This window comes from Vibrio sp. HI00D65 (assembly GCF_001635455.1).
GTDB lineage: Bacteria > Pseudomonadota > Gammaproteobacteria > Enterobacterales > Vibrionaceae > Vibrio.
Genome location: NZ_LWEH01000364.1, coordinates 108,390 through 126,967 on the forward strand (window position 1 = coordinate 108,390; position 18,578 = coordinate 126,967).

Sequence of the window (18,578 nt, forward strand, 5' to 3'; positions counted from 1 at the left end):
TCGTAACAGTACTTAGAGTTTCAGAACTGCATTCTCGGAGCTAGTTTCGCTGATGAGCGGCAACAAGATTGTCGACACCACGCCGCCAGTCGCTTGCTCTGTGATCGTCAGGCTCGCCTTATCTCCGTATAGGGTAGCAATACGCTGACGAATATTACTCAATCCAACACCATGGCCAGCAGCAATAGACGGTGCTGTCAGCCCCACGCCACTGTCTGATACTTCAATTTTCATCTGGTCGTCTTGCTGAACAATTCGGATATTGACTTCACCACCAGTAGCCTTAGGTTCAATTCCGTGTGTTAACGCATTCTCAACCAAAGGTTGAATCAAGAAAGGTGGAATCACTTGTTGTTCGCTGATGTCGTTGGTTTCAATCGAGAACGTCAAACGTTCATCTAATCGTATCTTCTGGATGTTCAAATAAGCGTCTAGTAAATCGACCTCTTGAGCTATGGTCAATTGCTCAGTACGGCTGTTCTTGAGGGTCACACGCAACAAGTCTGTCAGTTTTTCAAGCATCAACTTAGCTTTGGCGCTATCACTCTCAATCAATACATTAATGGTCGCAAGAGTGTTGAACAAAAAGTGCGGCTCGATTTGGCTTTGTAGCTGTTTTAACTGGCTAAGTACAACGACCTTTTCTTGATCAGCTTGGCGACGTTTCGCCACCTCTAATTCATTATCGGCACGTAGCTGCTGCTCTCTTGTGTAGAAGTAGTAATAACAAACGGAACAGAAGATCACACCAAGCAGTATCACGGATTTAAGATCGGAAAGGTTAGAGCCGAAAAAGCCGTTCAACCAATAGTGTGCATTCAAGGTACCCACCACCATAGCAATGGCCATCGAAACGCCAACTTCAAATACGCGAGATTCTCGTTTAAACCACTTAACCAACACAAACGAAGAGCCCACCGCGCTGTAGCCAAAACCGAAGCTGATGGCTAAATTGAGTGTTAACCCGCCTCCCCAAATCGTATGGGTTGTAATTGCAATAAGAACGCAAAATAGCGTGGTGAACGCGAAGCTTTTGATCCATGAAAAGCGACTGTTTGAAGAAGTGTCCATTAAAATCGTCCTTTGATATTTAAAAGAATCATATGACTATCCGGTAAGTTGGCGTAAGCAGAATCACTTTTACCGCCTAGAAAGCGTGCAGCAAGTTCCAATTCCAACGACGAATCGCCATTATCGAAAGCCTGATAATTGAGCCACTGCGTAGCAATAAAGCCACCGTCTTGCGGAGACAGCATGACATCAAATGTTGGCGTGATATCTTCAAGCCAGCCATGTGTCGAGTCCAAAGACCAGTGAAACATGAGATTGTGTTGAACCAAATTAGCGTGTTGATAACCTTGAGCGTAAGAGCCCGCCAACGATGTTGTCATGGGATTAAGAGACAAAGACTCCGCATTCTCTAAAGCGCTTTGCCACTCACTATCACTCCAAGCGCGGCTATCAAACCAGTATTCCAGTACCACATTGTGGCCCGTCTCGTTGGCCCATGTTAGTCCGAGTAAGGCTTGGTAAGCCTCGCCCCGCTCTTCTAGATAAACCGGTTCAAGCAGTGAGTTGGGCTGGCTGTAACCCAAACTTTGTCGCTGATAAACCATCGAACCGTGAAACTCCCACGCGAGGTTTAATACCGACACCAAGCTTGCTCCAAACAAACCGTGGCGTACATCGTCGTAATAAGCGACCCATTGATATTCGTGATCGCCTACTAAGTTGAAACGACGTAAGCCAAACCCTTGTTGCTGATTCTGCTTTTCGAATTGATTCACATCTTGGGAAGTCCATGATGAATCGCTGTAAAGCAGTGTCCATTCGCCCGTCATATCGAACAGTGACGCGGAAGCCACACCTGCGCCCTCTTCTGCGACAATGCCCACAGGGTTTTGTCGGTAAGGCTTAATGATGTCTAAAGGTCGGTAACCATAACCAACGCCCCAATCTAGGCGAACCTTACCGAGTGTGGCATCGAAGTAATGATCACCGAACGCTGAATTAGACAGTTCAACACCACCTTGCCAAAACAACTCGCGTACAATGAATTCCGATTCAAAGCTCGCGTCTTGGTCTTGAGGAGTATTACTCAAAATGTCATTGGCTTTTACGGCAAACAGGCCAAGCCAATTACCATATCCAACTTCAAGATCCAGCAAACCATTGAGTGACTGACGGTTATCAGATACGAAAGGACTAAATGGCGACTCTCGCGATTCAACGCCTTCAGCACTCAGTTGCCAGTCCCACGCTAGGCTCAGATCGCCCGCTTGAGTCGTGTGACTCATACAAGACAATGCAAACAAGGTAGCGATTGAAGGCTTGATGTGGAATCGACGGCTAGAAGCTTTCATACCACCCACCTAAAGCCCAGACACGCTATTACGCGATAAGTAAGCAGGGTTGTAGTATTTATCTGCCAAGGCTTGCTCGCTTACCTCGCGATACTCAATCACGGTTTTCTTACTTGGTTGAATCTTATCGAGCAAGGTCATCGACACCACACTTGGCAAGCCATCTCGCACGCCTTCAGTAAACCAAGCTTGCTTGGCTAACTTACCTGAACGCAGATACAGATCCGCTTTAACAGGAAACGCTCGGTCTGCCGTTAACCACAGATCAATCGATTGATAACTCGCGCCCTTAGTTTTCGCCGTGAGTTTTAAGTGGTAGGTATCAAGCAGCTCACCACTTGGCATCTCAACCGATTGTTCAGCAACCCACTCGCCTTGGTAGTCTTCACTCCAAGTCAGCGTTGAGATATCACCAACCGAAGCTTCACCAAGCAATTTTTGCATCGGGGTGATACGAATTGGACGGCGCGATTTCGGCATCAGTAACCAATAGTTGTCCTCTATCATCAGCATCTTTTGACCCGCCTCGACCGCCGACTTGAACACGACCAGCGACTCTCGATTTGGTCTTGTGTAGACGTTGTACTCACGGGTTTTGTCCAGTTGCTCGTCTTGATATAGCGCGACCAGAGATACCACTTTTGATGCCTGTTCGCTGTTCAGACGGTAGCTGTCTGCCTTAGCAATCATCTCGGTAACTAGCTGTGAATCGATAGCCCAGCTTGATGCCGATACTAGAGCCAAGGACAACGCAGAACCTAAAATAGTGAGTGAACGAGTAAGTTTATACATAAACCAGCGCCTCCGTGATTGGCTTATTTACGCCTTTGCGAGCAGAGAAGTAAGCAGCCAGCAAACATATCGTCAGCACACCTAAGGTGGCGTAACCAACCAATTCCAATGAGAAGTAAATATTAAGTGGGTAACCTTCGGTTCGACCCGGAGGTGGTGGCATTTGCGCATCAATCACCAGCAATAACACCGACACTAAACCACTCACTAGTGCGCCTATCGCACTGCCAATTACCGCCAGTAAGCCCGCCTCTTTTAGAAAACCCGCAACGATTTCAGAAGGGTAACTGCCAAGTGCCGACAAAGTGCCTATCTCACAAGTGCGTTCCGTCACCGACATGGTCATGGTGTTAAACAAAGATACGAACACCACCAATGCCATCACTGCGCCCATGATGCCGAAGATACGGTCGTAAAGATCTTTAACCTTGGTGTAGAAGAATGCGCGATCTTGCCATGGGGTGATCTCAATGCCTGAGCCTTGTTGACCAACTTGCTTATCCAAAGCCAATTGGATGCGTTGTTGAACCGTCGAAGTCTTATTAGTTTCAAAAAGAAATACCGACAAGGTGCTGACTTTGTCTGACGCTAAAAGCTCTTGTGCGGTAGTGATGTGTACGTACAACTGACGTTTGTCGAGCTCAGGTACGCCAGTCGAGTAAATGCCCTGCACCTTAAAATCAAAGGCATTCAATGCGCCATCACTGGTGGTCGCAAGCAATGTAACCCAATCACCAACGGCCACTTTAAGGTTACGAGCAAGGTCGGTTCCGAGCATCACTTGTGGCTCTTGGCTGTCGTATCTTGGTGATTTCACATCCGAGAGGGTTTGACCGCTGCGCACGTCAAGGAAAGGCCCTTTCATGTCGAACTCGCGCTCATTAACGCCTGTTCCCATAAAGATGGTCGACTTGCTGCCGTTAGACACCAAACCACTAAAGTAAACTCGAGGCTGCACACCACGTACATCGCTGTCGCCAATAATGCTCTTGGTGAGCGCTTGAACATTATCTAAACCATTACTCAGCGGCATGTCTTCGTCTTGTTCAAAATAACCCGGCGTGCTCAAAGTAAGATGACCCATATCGCGCGCGGTTGATTCTCTCAAAGATTCGTAGGTGTAAAGTCCATAACCGCCCGCACTAGTCAGCGCAAACACCGCAATCGCGATGATCAACACCGAAAGCAGACTACGTCGACCATTTCTCAATAGATTGAGCCACGCCAAACGGACCGAGGTTGGAAGTAAAACGGAGCTAAAGCCTTGCGTTAACTTGCCCATGAGATCACCTCCATTGCTTCGGCTTGTGACGCTAGTTGCCCATCGATAAGTTCAATCATTCGGTCACAGCGCTCCGCCATTCTTGGGTCATGCGTTGCGACAATAAAGGTGGTGCCCATCTCGTGACCGAGCTCTTTCATAATGTCGATCACCAGATTGGCTGTGTGGCTGTCTAAGCTGGCAGTAGGCTCATCAGCAATCACTAAACTTGGGTTGTGGACCAATGCTCTGGCTATCGCAACACGTTGCTGCTGACCACCTGAAAGGTTGTCTGGACGGTGACGGATATAACACCCTAGCCCAACACGATCTAACATATCTTGGGCTCTGATCTGCTGTTCTTGCTTTGAACATTGGTTCAGCATCAACGGATATGCGACGTTCTCAAGTGCTGTCATCACCGGAACAAGGTTGAAGCGCTGAAACACAAAACCCAATGACTGGCGGCGAAAACGCGCAGCAGCAATCTGCTCTGTTGGATACGCTTTGCCATCAATATTTATCTCACCTCGATAATCCATATCCAACAAACCTAGGATGTTCAAAAGCGTGCTTTTCCCTGATCCAGAAGGGCCGCACAGTGCCACCATTTCACCACGTTTTATCTGACCATCGACTCCCTTGAGAGCATCGACACTTTGTCCACCCGTGAGATACGACTTACTGATCCCTTTAAATTCAATCATTCCGTTTTCCTATGATTACTCGCCAACTATTCAGCTTCCATGCCCTTTATTTCACTTTCGCAACTATTACTTAGCTTTCGCTACTATTACTTGGCTTTCGCTATTAGGGCCTTAGCAGTCATCGTTTCGATGTTATCGGCATCGGCCATTTCCATTTGCTTTAACCACGCCTGTGCTTGCGTTAGGTCTTCAGCACGAATCGATGCAGTAATTGCGTAGCGATAAATCCATGAGGTTGCAGAGAAGTGCTGTTGTTGAAATTCATCTTCCGCGAGTAGCGAGAGAAACAAGTCGTAACCGCGATCAAAGTGGTTAAACATGTCAGGTAGAGAAGTGTAAGTCACCGCGGCCATGGCGCGAGTCAGGTAAGAATCTGGTAATCTTTGAACACGAGGTTGTTCATGAATGGGTTGGTCTTCGTCTTTCAGCAACACCAGTGATTTGTCTATGGTCGATAAGCCCTTCTCGACATACTTCATTCTGTTCCAAGGCAAGAGTGCATCACGACCCATTAAGGTTTCTGTGCTGCCTAGGTAAACCAAAGTCAGCGGCGTCGCACCGTCTTGTTGCAGCGTGTCATTGAGGCGTTCATAGGCCATCTCGACTAGGTCTTCATTGCCTTGCGCGGCTTGATTGTAAATATCAAGCACGTCTGAACTTGGATTAGCTAGCGCCAGAGTAGGAGCGATTAAAGCTAACCCAATTAAAAGTGAACGACGAAACAGAGCAGTAAATGAGTTTGAAGTGTTTGAAGCCGTCATGATGTGTAATCCCTCTCAAATGTTGACGTTGAAAGGTTAACCACAAACTGTCACGCCGTTTTATCAATGCGACGAATGGCAATAATGCGGAGTGAATGGTTGAGTGAAGGCGTGAGTGGGGAAGTTAGAGGTGGGAGTAATTACCCTTCTCTGCAAAGAAAGATTCAAGTTTAGTCACCATCATGCTGCACTGTTTGTTAACTGGCCATTTCAATTAACCCAAATAATTTAGCCCTTTATAAAGCTAATTAGAACGACTCAAGCAACATTAGTACATAATTTAAACACAACATAATAAATTCACACCATCAATGTGTAACCCCATAACATTTACCACTATAGGAGCTTGCATTCACACTGTGTATTAATATAGGGTACAACCCGAAGTAGCTCGTCACAAGCCACTGATTTAAAAGAACAAAAAACCATCAGGTCAATTAATCAATGCTTTGATAGCTATAATTCGCGTACGTCGGTCGTTCTAAACAATGGCTAGTCTTATAACAATTCAATGAGAACAAAATGAACTTACTTAACAAATCGGTTATCACAGCTATCACCAGTGCATTATTCATGACATCAGCGCAGTCAATGGCCAGCAGCGGCTGCTACTCGGGAGAAACCGATGGCTCTCAATGGCTAGAAAGTATCATCGAGCCAGATAAACCACTCATCATTGATTACAACACCAGTACATGGGGTGAAATCGAAAAGTTTGATTTTGATTTCGGCTACGACAAGATTGAAAATCCACGAGGCCTTTCAGTTAGGGTTCTTTTAGCTAACCGCACTACAGAAGCAATGTCGATTTCAGGTAGGCTTGAGGGAGCGAATGGTGCAAACGGCGGCTCGAATAACGCTGGTCAAATTGAACTTTACATGAATCTAAACAGTGACCGTTATTTTTCACGTTTAGTTGACGGAAAACTGAATCTTGGTTTAGCCCGTACAGATTCAAATGAAACCATCGAAGTAATCAAGGTAACAGCAAGATTCTGTGGTTTACCTGTTCAAGAAGGTGTCGCTGTTAGTGCGTCTGATCACAATATTCTTGCAGGCAACGCTCAGCCTCTATCACATTTTATTGATGCGGATACGACGTATCGAGTTTCGGCGACGGGAAGCGCAACCGATGAAAACGGAAATGCTATTACCGCAGTATCGATCAACTACATTGATTCTCGAAATTCTGAAAATTCGACGCTTCAAGTGAATACAGGCGAAGAATTCTACCTTCATTCAAATGGTAAGGTATCTCTGTATTACGCAACAGAATCAAGTCAAAACACCGGTGGCCACACTGTCAAATTTGAGCGTGTTAACCTAGATTAGTCTCTAGCTCAAACCTGATTACAAGCATTATGTGTACCTAACTAATCGGGTATACATAACCATCGATAGGCTTGTCTTGATTTATACAAGCCACACAAAAATAGCCGCTAATCAGCGGCTATTTTTCGTTATCCAAGTGACACTCTAACTAGGCACTCGTTAGCCTTAATAAAGTAATGACAATGCTTTTTCAAGTGCTGCATCTCGGCCTTGCTGACGATCTTCTAACACAAAGTTTCTAACCACGTGCTCTGGCTGCACCCCTGTAACTTCATGGTTTTTAAGGTCGCGATTCTTATAATATAAATTACTTAATGAATACTCCCAGCCATTGGGAAGCATTCTGCCAAATGCATCTGAGGTGGCACCTGATGTTGATTCACCAACGATGGTCACGTGAGGGAGCGTCTTCATTGCCGATGCGAATGTCTCTGCTGCACTGACCGTTCCAAAAGAGGTCAAAAGTACAATCGGTTTTGTATATGAAATACCATCGCTTGGGGTCATCATGACATCAGCATCATGGCTGAATTCACCTTTGAAGTAAGAGCTAACATGCCAAGCTAACTGCTGCTCTTCAATCAAATGCTGCAATAACCATAGACCTTGCATATCAAGCCCACCCTCATTTTCACGGATATCGATAATCAACGACTGGGTATCATTTAGCTGCGTTAAAATTTTAGTCACTAATTCTTCAAACTGACGATGAGCTTTATCTGTGTTTCGTTTAGGCGTTTCTGTTATTAAACCTTCATCGATATAGCTCATAAAGTCGCCAATTCTTAAGTATCCAGTCGGTATGCCTTTATTATCAATGATGCCCCAGTTCAGACGATGTTCCTTGCTCTCAAGAGAAGCTCGTTTTTTAAAACCTTCCTGTTCATGTTCAAACAAATACTTCATGATATTGAGCGTGATTTTATCCTTCTGGCTGGTTATGTAGCTTTCTTTTTCGGATTCAGGAATATTTAACTGGTCAGCTTCCAACTCCAGTTTTTGTTCCAAGATGGCTTTATTGCTATACCATATCTGCAGCTCTTTTGAAGGGATAGAAATAGAACTATGATCATCCTTTAAGTGACGAAGTATTTCATCGAATACATTTATTAGCTGTTCGTCGTCTGCACCGTGTAAGTCATCATAATATTTTTCATAAACCTCATCCCAGTCAATGTTACGTTCATCAAAAAAGGCATAGTGGTTGTTCATATCTTGCCAATATATATCGAACATCGATTGAGCATCAAAATCAAAGTAACCATCGCGAACCATAGAGTGACCAAGACCTTCAGTACATACATCATTGATATTACTAACTAAAGTATAAGTAAAAGGTCTAGGTCGAAGAATATTAAGAATCAATTGATTATCTTGACGAATGGAATGCTGTTTTATCGCCTCATAACTCAACTCTGTACCATAACTCAAAGAGTTAGACACTTCATAACAAGTGTTATTAACCACTTGTATCGTTCTTGTAGTCTCATTTTCGATAACTTTAATTTCGCCGTCTCGTTGGCTAAACCAAACCCCATTAATATCATGGGTCTGGTCTTTTTTAACTTGTTCGCTATGACATGCGAATGAACCTTGAATTAAAGCAAGTGTCATCACATATTTAAGAGGTTTCATTTTATTACTCCACTATACGGAAGTTAAAAATGATAAATTAATTTGATAATAAGCAGTGTAGGTATATGTATGTTTTATGTAACTGAGTCTATTACATCATTAATTAGAATAGAATAAATTAACATTGTCAAATTTAAAAAAATCTAATTTAAACCCACCTAATTTAGAGAATTGAGAATAAAAAAAGAGCCTATATTAAAATATAGGCTCAAAGCAGTGGCAGTGCATAAATTAAAAAAGGGTTCTATATTTTTAGCTAATTAAATAAAATCGTTTAATTAAGCCACAATCGCTGAGACTTTAACGGCATCACTGATTGTTCGGTAATTCGGAGAAAATTGTTGGACCCCAGCAATAACTTCATCGTAATCAGCCTGAGTACCATCACCTTGAACTTCAAACTGAAATTGGATCTCTTCGAAGCCAACCGGAGCTTCTTCAGATACATTCAAGAACCCACGAAGATCCAAAGCCCCTTTGATGGTCAGCTTTACAGACTCTAAACGAATGCCGCGGGCACTGGCGCCTGCAACAAAACCAACCATCATACAGCCAGCCATGCCACCCAGCAGGTAATCTTGTGGCGTAGGGTATGCGTTATTGCCAAGAAGCTCTTCTGGTTCACCCACGTCGAAAGTAAAATCTTTAACGATTTCTGTTCCACCTACCTTTTGGTTCAACGTGCGAATTTCGCTATGAACACCGCCTTTCCATTCAGCAACAATGCCGTATTCAGATACCGCTTGTGTTGCATCATCAGTAATAACTTTCGTATAAGCTGATAGGTCTTCTAAGTTAAGGCCATTTAATGGTGCATTACTCATGTTAAATCCTTTAATTATTTCTTGTTTATAGTGATTAATATTCATGTAGTGCCTCCCACACCGCGTGGAAGGCGACTTGTAATTTAGTTTCGACCCGCCATCACGCCGCCATCGACATTTAGAATCGTGCCCGTTACCCAAGAAGACTTATTCGATAGTAGGTATTCAATTGCATCAGCAACATCGTCTGTAGAACCAATTCGACCGATTGGGTGGAAATCGTTAAAACCTTGTAGTGCAGATTCAATCTCATCTTCAGCGATGAATGACTTATAAATTGTCGACATTACGACTGCTGGAGCCACTGCGTTTACACGTACACCGTGGTCACCTAGTTCAATGGCCAAGTTTTTTGTTAGTGCATGTAGTGCCGCTTTCTGCATTGAGTAAGCTGAAGAAGGCGTTGCTTTAATTGCTTGGTGTGCCCACATAGAACCGATGTTTACAATTGCGCCACCACCGTGCTGTTTCATATTTTTCGCAACAGCTTGTGTAATGAAGAAGAAAGCACGGTTCATATCTAACTGAAGGTCGTAATCTTGCTCAGAATGCTCTAGGAAATCGACAGGTTTGAAGAAACCAGCTGCATTCACCAAATAGCCAATGTGACGTTTTTCTGCATTTAATTGTTCAATAAAGCTTTGAACAGCAGAAGGGTCGTATAAATCAACCTGAGCCGTTTCAACATGACCATTCGTGGCTGATTCCAGTTCCAATTTTGCTTCAGCAAGATTCTGTTTGTCATGAGAGAGAATCATTACAGGCACACCAGACTTAAGCAGTCGCTCTGCTGTTGCTTTACCCATACCAGAAGAACCGCCAACAATTAGTGCAATAGAAGATGTGTTAAACATAATGAAATCCTTAATCTAAAAACTACCTACCAGTAGATAGGTTTTTTATTCAAAAAAATGGAGGAGTAGTAGAGACCATCTCCTCGTCAGTGGGTGTACTTTAAGATCGGATCGGTTTCGCGTCAACAACTTTATCTACCTATCAATAGGTAGATAAAGTTATTTTCAATGAAAGTCCATATTTATCATAAACATAGTATGTAAAATTATTTTTGTAAAAATAAGCATCCGTCTCATAAAAAGTGTCTACAACACCATTTAGTGAGTCAGAACCATTACGAATTTTTGTCCAATGACCAGTTTGCAGACATAAAAAAAGCGAGGGCTAAGCCTCGCTTTCAAAACAACAATCTCTTTTGGGTAGCACTGTGTTCAACATATCTAAAACGCAATAACGATGCCCTCTTACAAAGCCTAACGCTATACTGCACCGTATCAGCATAGTCGATAAACTATAAAGCCTTCAGAATGTTTAAGCAGCCGACTTTCACCGAACGGATATAATCTGTGTCCTTGAATTGAGACAGTAAAATCCCTCCCTCCAAGGCGACAAAAACCAACCTCGCAGCTTGAGTCGCTTCTAACCCAGAACGGAAATGTCCACTCGCAATCCCCTGCTCTATGCTTTTACGAATAAAGTCTTCATTGATTTGAACAAATTTAGACAATAGGCTTTCCAAACCATCCGCCAAAAAATAGAAGTCAGAAGCATACATACCACATAGACACAGTTTATTGTTCTCGCGTACATCAACAAAAATGTCGGCTAATGCTTCAATTTTACCTTCTGCAGAGATGTCTTGACTCTCGATCCGCTTTAACGCTACTTCGTAATTAACAAGGTAACGTTCAAATACCGTTTGAGCCAGGTCTTGTTTCGTTTTGAAATGATAATGGATACTCGCAGTCTTTATCCCAAGCTCATTTTGAATGTCGCGAAAACTGAAGCCATTAAAACCTCGGCTTTGCATATAACTTTCCGCTAAATCGACGATCTTTTCTGCCGTTGGATTAAGTTCTTTCATATTAATTCCACCTATATTTTGGGTGAATATAGCATAATTCACAGGGATCGCCTATCTATCAGTAGGTATGGTTTTCCAGGAAGTGTAAAGTTCGAGTGTGGGTGGGCAAAAAAATAGCCGCTGATTAGCGGCTATTTTTAATTATCTAAACGAAGTTTCTATCTTTCTACGTCTTTGTCTCTTCAACCACAGCTTTCATCAATACAGAGGTATCCATACGGCCTTCACCTTGTGCAGAAAGAGCCTTGTATGCGTTGCTGGTCTTCTCCGTCAATGGAAGTTGAATGCCTTGGCGCTCAGCTTCATCTAAACAGAAACCTAAGTCTTTGATCATCCAATCAATGGCGAAACCGAAATCAAACTTGTCTTGCGCCATTGTCGTAGCGCGGTTTTCCATCTGCCACGAACCAGCAGCGCCGTTTTTGAGGCAATCAACCAGAGTTGGGATATCTAAACCTGATTTCTCAGCAAGCACTAAGCCTTCAGATAAGCCATTCAACACACCAGCGATGCAGATCTGGTTAACCATTTTCGCGCGTTGGCCTTGGCCGACTTTACCCATCAGAACTGACGATTTACCGTAAGCTTCAAACACAGGTTGAAGGTCGTTGAATAGCTGTTGCTCACCACCACACATGATAGTTAGCACGCCGTTCTCTGCACCTGCTTGACCACCAGACACTGGTGCATCCATAAAACGAACTCCAGCTTGCTTCGCAGCTACTTCAAGCTCTTCAGACAGGATTGCAGACGTTGTGGTGTGGTCAACAAGAATCGCGTTTGGCTTCATTGCTGCCAGTGCGCCTGTTTCGCTGGTTGTCATGCTTCGTACGTCATCATCATTACCCACACAAACCAGCACAACATCGGCTTCTGCCACACACTCAGCAACGCTCTCAGCGGTTCTACCTTGGTGCTTTCCAGCCCAGTCCAATGCTTTGCTATGAGTACGGTTAAATACCGTTACCTCGAAACCGGCTTTGACTAGGTGTCCTGCCATTGGGAAACCCATAACACCTAACCCGATAAAACTTACTTTCATCTCTTTCTCCTTTTGTTTAACTCAGCTCGTCGCTATGGAACGACTGAACGCTTTTAATTAACGCCTCAATAAGCAGAGTTAAAGCCTTCGGCTGATATTTTCTTTCTTTGTACACTAAATACGCTTGACGATCACCCCGATGGTACTCAGGGAGTACTTGAACCAGATTCATTTCCGGATCAACATGACGAAAAGGCAGCGAAGCGATACCCAGCCCCTTCTGCGCTGCTGCCGCGACCGCACGAATATCGTTCACAATAAACTTAGGCCTGATCGTCACCATCTGTTCCAGGTGACCCGCTTTGTAAAGCGGCATATCAAACACATCATCAACGTTAATCCAGTCTTGATGTTCGAGATCTTGTGGTTTAACGATCGGCTCACGTGATTCTAAATAGGTTTGGCTTGCAAAAAAACCATGTTTCGCTTTAAACAATGGTCGAGCGATCATGCCGTCCATGTCGGAAATCTGAAACGTGATCAACAAATCACGGTCGGTTTTTGGCACCACTTGTTGCTGGCTCAAAATCAGATTGAGCTGCACATTTGGATATTGAGTAAGGTATTGCTCGACTGTCGGGCGAAGAAAACCACTATAGAAATTATGAGGCACTGCGAGTTTTACCTTACCTTGAATGGCATCGCGCTCTTCAAGCAGGCTACTAAAGCCTTGATGAAGAGACTCCATGCCACTACTCAGCGCTGCAAAGGCCGCCTCACCATCTTTCGTCGCCACCAGTTCCCTACCCTTCTTTTCTAACAAGCGGATGCTCAAACGCTCTTCTAAAGCGGTTAATCGGCGTGACATGGTCGACACAGGCAGTTGAAGCCGCTTCGATGCCGACAACAACGAGCCCTCTTCAACCACAATACAAAACAGGAATAGATCGTCAATATTTCCGAATATGGAATTCATACTTCTATTTATGCCTATTTTTCTCATTAATGGATAGTTGTAACCTTATCTCATCAGTTACAGAAAATCACGGGAGACACATATATGAGCAAAAAACAATTTTGGGTAACCGCGATTTTATCCTCACTCACCATGGCAACCATCATGTCTGGGTTAATTTCTGGCTTTAAAATGGGATTCAGCCACGAGTGGCCGCCAATCTGGTTACAAAGCTTCTTCCTGGCTTGGCCGTGTGCCATTGTGCTGAACCTTACAGTACTCCCTTTGATTCGAAAGCTATCTGAGTGGATTTGTCGACCGCGTACACTTTGCTAACCAGCGCTATATAAACAGACCTTCTGTTAGGCAAAAGCACGGAACGATGATCAAGGTTTGATCAATACTCAAAGCATAAAAAAACCGAGCACTAGGCTCGGCTTTTTTATTAACTATTATAACTGTAAAAATTACAGCTCAGCGTTGTGGTAAACCTGCTGAACGTCATCACAGTCGTCAAGCATGTCTAAGAACTTCTGGAACTTCTCAGAATCTTCTTCCGCTACTGGCGTCATAGTTTGAGGAACGAAGGTAATTTCCTCAACATCTAGAACTAGCTCAGGGAACGCGTTAGTTAGTGCAGTCTTCGTTTTGAAGAACTCTGTTGTTGGAGCGAATACAGTGATTACACCATCTTCTAGCTCTACATCTGTTACGTCTACGTCGTCCATCATTAGTGTTTCTAGGATGATCTCGTCATCTTCACCTTTGAACTGGAATACAGCTTGGTGAGCGAACATGTGAGAAACAGAACCTTCAACACCGATTTTCGCGCCAGTTTTAACGAAACATTGGCGAACGTCTTGGAAAGTACGGTTGCCGTTGTCAGTTAGACAGTCAACGATTACGCTTGTGCCGCCTGGGCCAAAGCCTTCGTAACGAGCTGGAGCGTAGTCTTCACCACCGCCGCCGCTTGCTTTGTCGATCGCTTTGTCGATAACGTGTGCAGGAACTTGGTCTTTCTTCGCTTTAGCAATAAGGTGCTTTAGCGACAGGTTCATGTCTGGATCTGAACCACCATTCTTCGCACACATGTAAATTTCTTTACCGTATTTGGAATAAACTTTAATTTTTGCGCCAGCAGTTTTAGCCATTGAGGCTTTGCGCACTTCAAAACTTCTTCCCATCGGGATCTTCTCTCTGATTCAATTAACGGGGCAAATTCTAGCAAATTACCGTGTCATTTCAATTCCACAGCTTTGCTGAGCAAGGTTTGTCTGCGGTTATGCGACGCCCATTACTCGTTTGTATTTTTCTACAGACTGTTCAAACCACGCCTTTTCATCTGGGTCACCGAGCTTCATTGCTTCTTCAACAATGGCTTCTGGGCCACATTTAGCCTGCTTCAATTTCCATACTAGAAACGATGCCTGCTTATCCAGTTCGATTTTGTTTTTCTCGCTGGGTGGAAGGAGTGAAAGGTTGATAGACATTAGTCGCCTTCGTCTGTAATACACTTGGCCGAGAAATATATCATAGAGCTGCCTCATAAAACCAATACTATGAGTAGCAGACAGGATTTATGAGACAAGAAACCAAGCAAGTGCTGATGCAGGTCAAGTTGGGTTAAGAGAAGTTAGCCCTTTTACAACGAGAGTATCAATGATTCGGCCCGCAACACGAACCGAATCGGTTAATCAAATTACAATGCTACTCACTCTCCGCGAACACGTCGCAGCGTGAGGCACAGATGAAGTCATTTTTGTGCAGGCCTTTGATTGAGTGACTCCACCAGGTGACGGTGACTTTACCCCACTCCAATAGGATAGAAGGATGATGGAACTCTTCTTCTGCCAACTCCGACACTTTATTGCTGAATGCCCATGCTTGTTTGTAGTTCTTAAACTTGAATACCTTTTCAAGCTGCGGGATGCCGTCTCTTTCGATGATTTGCCAATCAGACAACTCCAACAATAGCGACTGCTGCTCATCTTTACTCAGGGCAATCGCGTCAATACTGCAGGCTTCGCATTTTAATTCATTCAACATGTGTCGGTTCCTTGGGTTCAAAAAGTGGTGGTAGTAACCCCGCTTCAATTGCGAGATCAGCTTGCTGTAACAGGTTTTCTTGACTGATTTGAAATAGCTCAGCTAAGTCATTAATCACATAATACTTCGGTTGCATGATGTCGATGCGATAAGGGGTTCTTAGCACCGTTTGCAAATCAAAACTCTCACGAACGGCCAACTCCCCTTCCAGCGCATAATGGGTTTCTGCTGGAGAAGAGAGAATGCCGCCGCCGTAGATTTTCAATTTATCGCCTTCTTTTACTAATCCGAACTCAACCGTAAACCAATACAAACGGGCAAGATAACCTCGCTGTTTAGAGTTGGCGGCTTGGCCTAGCTTTCCATATTGCTCAGTGAAAGCGGCAAAATCAGGATTAGTGAGCATGGCACAGTGACCAAAAATTTCATGAAAGAAATCTGGTTCTTGTAGGTAATCAAACTCGTCTCGCGTTCTCAAAAATGTGGCTACAGGGAATCGCTTATTGGCGAGCAAATCAAAGAAACGGTCGAAATCTATCAACGCAGGTACGGGATGTACTTGCCAACCTGTTGTTTCCTTTAGAACTTTGTTTATCTCAGGTAGTTGAGGAACTCTGTCTAATGGCAGATCAAGCAGCGTCAATCCATGCAGATAGGCTTCACACGCGCGATCATCAATTACGTCCAGTTGCCTTTTCACCAAGTCGTGCCAAATGGCTTCTTCTTCGAGGCTCCACTCAACCCATCCCTCTTGGCTCACGGGCTTAGAATGATATTGAGTCATTACGTACCTCCTTTCGAATGTCTCCCTTTAAGCCTATCCCCACTCATTGTAAGCGCCAAATTTACGCTATTTTTCGAAATAGCCCGTCATGTAACATTTTATTTACATAAATATATCAAAGCCTTATTTACCTGATCTTTTGACTTTGTAAAACCTTCATACCAGACTGAAATAGTTAAGTTTTTGTTAAAAGGTAAAGGAATGTACGAAAGCAACAAGCCAGTTTGGCAGCCAAGTGAGCAGCGTATCGCTGATGCCAACTTAACCCGATTTATCGACAACCTTGATCTGTCTGAATTACATCTAGATAGAGGTATAAAAAGCTACACCGAGCTACATCAATGGTCTGTGGATCAACCAGAGTCGTTTTGGCAAAACGTGTGGCATTTTTGTGGAGTGGTTGGCTCGCAAGGGGGTGAAATCCAAACTCAAGGTGAGAGCCGCTGGCAGCAGCCCAAATCGAATCGTGATGCAATTTGGTTTCCGAATGCGCAAGTAAACTATGCCGAGAACTTGCTGCGCTTGGCGCAAACCATGCCTGACGAGCAGGCGATCTGGTTTGAGAATGAGCGTGGTGAGCAGCAGAGCTACACATGGAAAACCCTATGTGAGGCTGTTTCTAGCACTCAGCAATGGCTTGTTGATAGCGGCGTGGGACGAGGGGATGTGGTTGCTGCGTATACGCCCTACCTGCCACAAACCTTAATAGCCATGCTCGCGACCACCAGCTTAGGAGCGATTTGGACGTCAACCTCGCCTGATTTTGGCATTGAGAGTGTTATTGAGCGGTTTGGCCAAGTTAAACCCAAGGTGCTATTCACCTGCGATGGTTACACCTTCAATGGTAAAACATTTGATATGGCTGACAAGAACAGCGCCATCATTGAGCATCTCAGCGAGCTAAAACAAGTGTGTCAGATCGGCTATTTAAAAAAGAACGATTTTGAGTACGACGTGTCGCTGCAAAGCTGGAACAACATCATCAATCATTACCAGTCGCAACCTGTTCGATTTGTGCGTATAGGCTTCAATGATCCGCTGTTTGTGCTCTACTCTTCTGGAACCACAGGTAAGCCAAAGTGCATAGTGCATTCTGTTGGCGGCACCATCATCAATCACCTAAAAGAGCATCAGCTGCACAGCGATGTTAAGCCGAACGATCGCGTTTTTTACTACACCACCTGTGGTTGGATGATGTGGAACTGGCATGTTTCTGCGCTTGCCAGCGGTGCTTGTTTGGTGATCTTTGATGGCAGCCCTGTTTACCCGCAACCCAATGTGCTATGGGACTTGGCACAGCGCGCCGAAGTGTCGCTGTTTGGTACATCGGCCAAGTATTTAGAAGCGATTGAGAAGGCAGATCTCTCACCTATCGACAGTCACTCTCTACCTTATTTAAGAACACTGTGCTCAACGGGGTCTGTACTTTACCCAGAGCAATTTGATTACGTTTACAAACACATCAAACAAGATCTACATTTGGCGTCTATCTCTGGCGGCACAGATATTTGCGGATGCTTTGTGTTAGGTAATCCTATCTCGCCGGTGTATCGCGGCGAATGCCAACAGGCAGGGCTTGGCGTCGACATTAAGGTGTTCAATTCAACGGGCCATAAAGTCGATCACGAACGTGGTGAACTGGTGTGCACGAATTCTCTCCCAAACTTCCCTGTTGGCTTCTGGAATGACACAGGAGAGCGCTATCACAGCACTTATTGGGACAGGTTCGAAAACGTATGGCATCACGGTGACGAAGTCGCACAGAGCGCGTATGGCGGTTATCTGTTCTACGGGCGAGGTGACACTACGCTCAACCCTGGAGGGGTGCGTATTGGGACTGCTGAGATCTACCAACAAGTGAACACTATTGAGGGCATCATAGATTCCATTGCCGTCGGTAAAGATATCGACCGCAATGAGCAAATTTGGTTGTTCGTTCAACTTCAGCAAGGCGTGGTTCTCAATGAAACGTTATTAGCCGCCATTAAGCACAAGCTCAAATCCTCGTGTTCACCAAGGCATGTACCGAGCCAAATTTTTACTATCAGTGACGTGCCAAAAACACGCTCAGGAAAACTAGTTGAGCTGGCGGTAAAACAGGTGGTAAATGGCAAACCCGTTGAGAACATCGGCGCGATGGCCAATGCAGATGTGCTCGATGAGATCAAGCGTGTGATTTCGGTTTAACGTTTACCTCTTGAAATGTAAAAAGCCCTCTACGAAAGACGACGTAGTGGGCTCTTTTCCTTATAATATC

19 protein-coding genes are annotated in these 18,578 nt (G+C 44.4%); 3 read left to right on the plus strand and 16 right to left on the minus strand.

The features are described from left to right. Window positions 1–12 precede the first annotated feature (12 nt). The 6 genes from A3712_RS20410 to A3712_RS20435 form a co-directional block, all read right to left on the minus strand. A complete protein-coding gene (locus A3712_RS20410) occupies window positions 13–1,071 on the minus strand; it encodes a sensor histidine kinase (RefSeq protein WP_063524825.1) in 1,059 nt (352 codons plus the stop codon). Beyond that, on the minus strand, window positions 1,071–2,363 hold the full coding sequence (locus A3712_RS20415) for a hypothetical protein (protein WP_063524826.1): 1,293 nt from the start codon (window positions 2,361–2,363) through the stop codon (window positions 1,071–1,073). Before A3712_RS20415 ends, A3712_RS20410 begins: the two co-directional genes overlap by 1 nt. Before the next feature lie 9 nt (window positions 2,364–2,372). Next, window positions 2,373–3,155, minus strand: a complete 783-nt coding sequence (locus A3712_RS20420) for an outer membrane lipoprotein-sorting protein (RefSeq protein ID WP_063524827.1) — start codon at window positions 3,153–3,155, stop codon at window positions 2,373–2,375. Continuing rightward, window positions 3,148–4,437 carry an ABC transporter permease gene (locus A3712_RS20425; protein ID WP_063524828.1) on the minus strand — a complete coding sequence of 430 codons (1,290 nt, stop codon included), beginning with the start codon at window positions 4,435–4,437 and terminating at the stop codon, window positions 3,148–3,150. The genes A3712_RS20420 and A3712_RS20425 overlap by 8 nt, the downstream gene beginning before the upstream one ends. Then, window positions 4,425–5,123, minus strand: a complete 699-nt coding sequence (locus A3712_RS20430) for an ABC transporter ATP-binding protein (protein WP_063524829.1) — start codon at window positions 5,121–5,123, stop codon at window positions 4,425–4,427. Before A3712_RS20430 ends, A3712_RS20425 begins: the two co-directional genes overlap by 13 nt. Window positions 5,124–5,209: 86 nt before the next feature. Next, window positions 5,210–5,884 carry a hypothetical protein gene (locus tag A3712_RS20435; RefSeq protein WP_063524830.1) on the minus strand — a complete coding sequence of 225 codons (675 nt, stop codon included), beginning with the start codon at window positions 5,882–5,884 and terminating at the stop codon, window positions 5,210–5,212. Window positions 5,885–6,406: 522 nt separating this feature from the next. Between A3712_RS20435 and A3712_RS20440 the strand changes: the two genes are divergently transcribed. After that, on the plus strand, window positions 6,407–7,216 hold the full coding sequence (locus tag A3712_RS20440; protein WP_063524831.1) for a hypothetical protein: 810 nt from the start codon (window positions 6,407–6,409) through the stop codon (window positions 7,214–7,216). A 165-nt stretch (window positions 7,217–7,381) separates the two neighbouring features. On the opposite strand, the gene A3712_RS20445 is transcribed toward A3712_RS20440, so the two are convergent. From A3712_RS20445 to A3712_RS20470, 6 genes are all read right to left on the minus strand, one after another. Beyond that, window positions 7,382–8,851, minus strand: coding sequence for a S41 family peptidase (locus tag A3712_RS20445; RefSeq protein ID WP_063524832.1), 1,470 nt, complete (start codon window positions 8,849–8,851; stop codon window positions 7,382–7,384). Window positions 8,852–9,129: 278 nt separating this feature from the next. After that, complete coding sequence (locus A3712_RS20450) at window positions 9,130–9,675, minus strand: OsmC family protein (protein ID WP_032553968.1); 546 nt, start codon at window positions 9,673–9,675, stop codon at window positions 9,130–9,132. Between the two features lie 83 nt (window positions 9,676–9,758). Next, on the minus strand, window positions 9,759–10,529 hold the full coding sequence (locus A3712_RS20455; protein WP_063524833.1) for an SDR family NAD(P)-dependent oxidoreductase: 771 nt from the start codon (window positions 10,527–10,529) through the stop codon (window positions 9,759–9,761). A 452-nt stretch (window positions 10,530–10,981) separates the two neighbouring features. Further along, complete coding sequence (locus A3712_RS20460; protein WP_063524834.1) at window positions 10,982–11,554, minus strand: TetR/AcrR family transcriptional regulator; 573 nt, start codon at window positions 11,552–11,554, stop codon at window positions 10,982–10,984. A 166-nt stretch (window positions 11,555–11,720) separates the two neighbouring features. Beyond that, window positions 11,721–12,596, minus strand: coding sequence for an NAD(P)-dependent oxidoreductase (locus A3712_RS20465; RefSeq protein WP_063524835.1), 876 nt, complete (start codon window positions 12,594–12,596; stop codon window positions 11,721–11,723). A 16-nt stretch (window positions 12,597–12,612) separates the two neighbouring features. Further along, window positions 12,613–13,512, minus strand: coding sequence for a LysR family transcriptional regulator (locus tag A3712_RS20470; protein ID WP_063524836.1), 900 nt, complete (start codon window positions 13,510–13,512; stop codon window positions 12,613–12,615). Window positions 13,513–13,596: 84 nt separating this feature from the next. On the opposite strand from A3712_RS20470, the gene A3712_RS27030 reads away from it, so the two are divergent. After that, window positions 13,597–13,827 carry a DUF2798 domain-containing protein gene (locus A3712_RS27030; protein ID WP_082856281.1) on the plus strand — a complete coding sequence of 77 codons (231 nt, stop codon included), beginning with the start codon at window positions 13,597–13,599 and terminating at the stop codon, window positions 13,825–13,827. A gap of 131 nt (window positions 13,828–13,958) precedes the next feature. Here the strand turns inward: A3712_RS27030 and A3712_RS20480 are convergent, their stop codons facing one another. The 4 genes from A3712_RS20480 to phhA form a co-directional block, all read right to left on the minus strand. Further along, window positions 13,959–14,675 (minus strand): YebC/PmpR family DNA-binding transcriptional regulator, encoded by a 717-nt coding sequence (locus tag A3712_RS20480; RefSeq protein WP_063524838.1) that lies wholly within the window; start codon window positions 14,673–14,675, stop codon window positions 13,959–13,961. 96 nt (window positions 14,676–14,771) lie between these two features. Beyond that, complete coding sequence (locus A3712_RS20485) at window positions 14,772–14,981, minus strand: DUF3283 family protein (RefSeq protein WP_004736949.1); 210 nt, start codon at window positions 14,979–14,981, stop codon at window positions 14,772–14,774. 217 nt (window positions 14,982–15,198) lie between these two features. Next, window positions 15,199–15,537: a 4a-hydroxytetrahydrobiopterin dehydratase gene (locus tag A3712_RS20490; RefSeq protein WP_063524839.1), complete on the minus strand. Its 339-nt coding sequence runs from the start codon at window positions 15,535–15,537 to the stop codon at window positions 15,199–15,201. Next, the gene (gene phhA / locus A3712_RS20495; protein ID WP_063524840.1) at window positions 15,527–16,321 is read right to left on the minus strand and encodes a phenylalanine 4-monooxygenase; all 795 of its coding nucleotides are present in this window, start codon (window positions 16,319–16,321) and stop codon (window positions 15,527–15,529) included. Before phhA ends, A3712_RS20490 begins: the two co-directional genes overlap by 11 nt. 201 nt (window positions 16,322–16,522) lie before the next feature. Between phhA and A3712_RS20500 the strand changes: the two genes are divergently transcribed. Further along, the gene (locus A3712_RS20500) at window positions 16,523–18,508 is read left to right on the plus strand and encodes an acetoacetate--CoA ligase (protein ID WP_063524841.1); all 1,986 of its coding nucleotides are present in this window, start codon (window positions 16,523–16,525) and stop codon (window positions 18,506–18,508) included. Window positions 18,509–18,578: the final 70 nt, after the last annotated feature.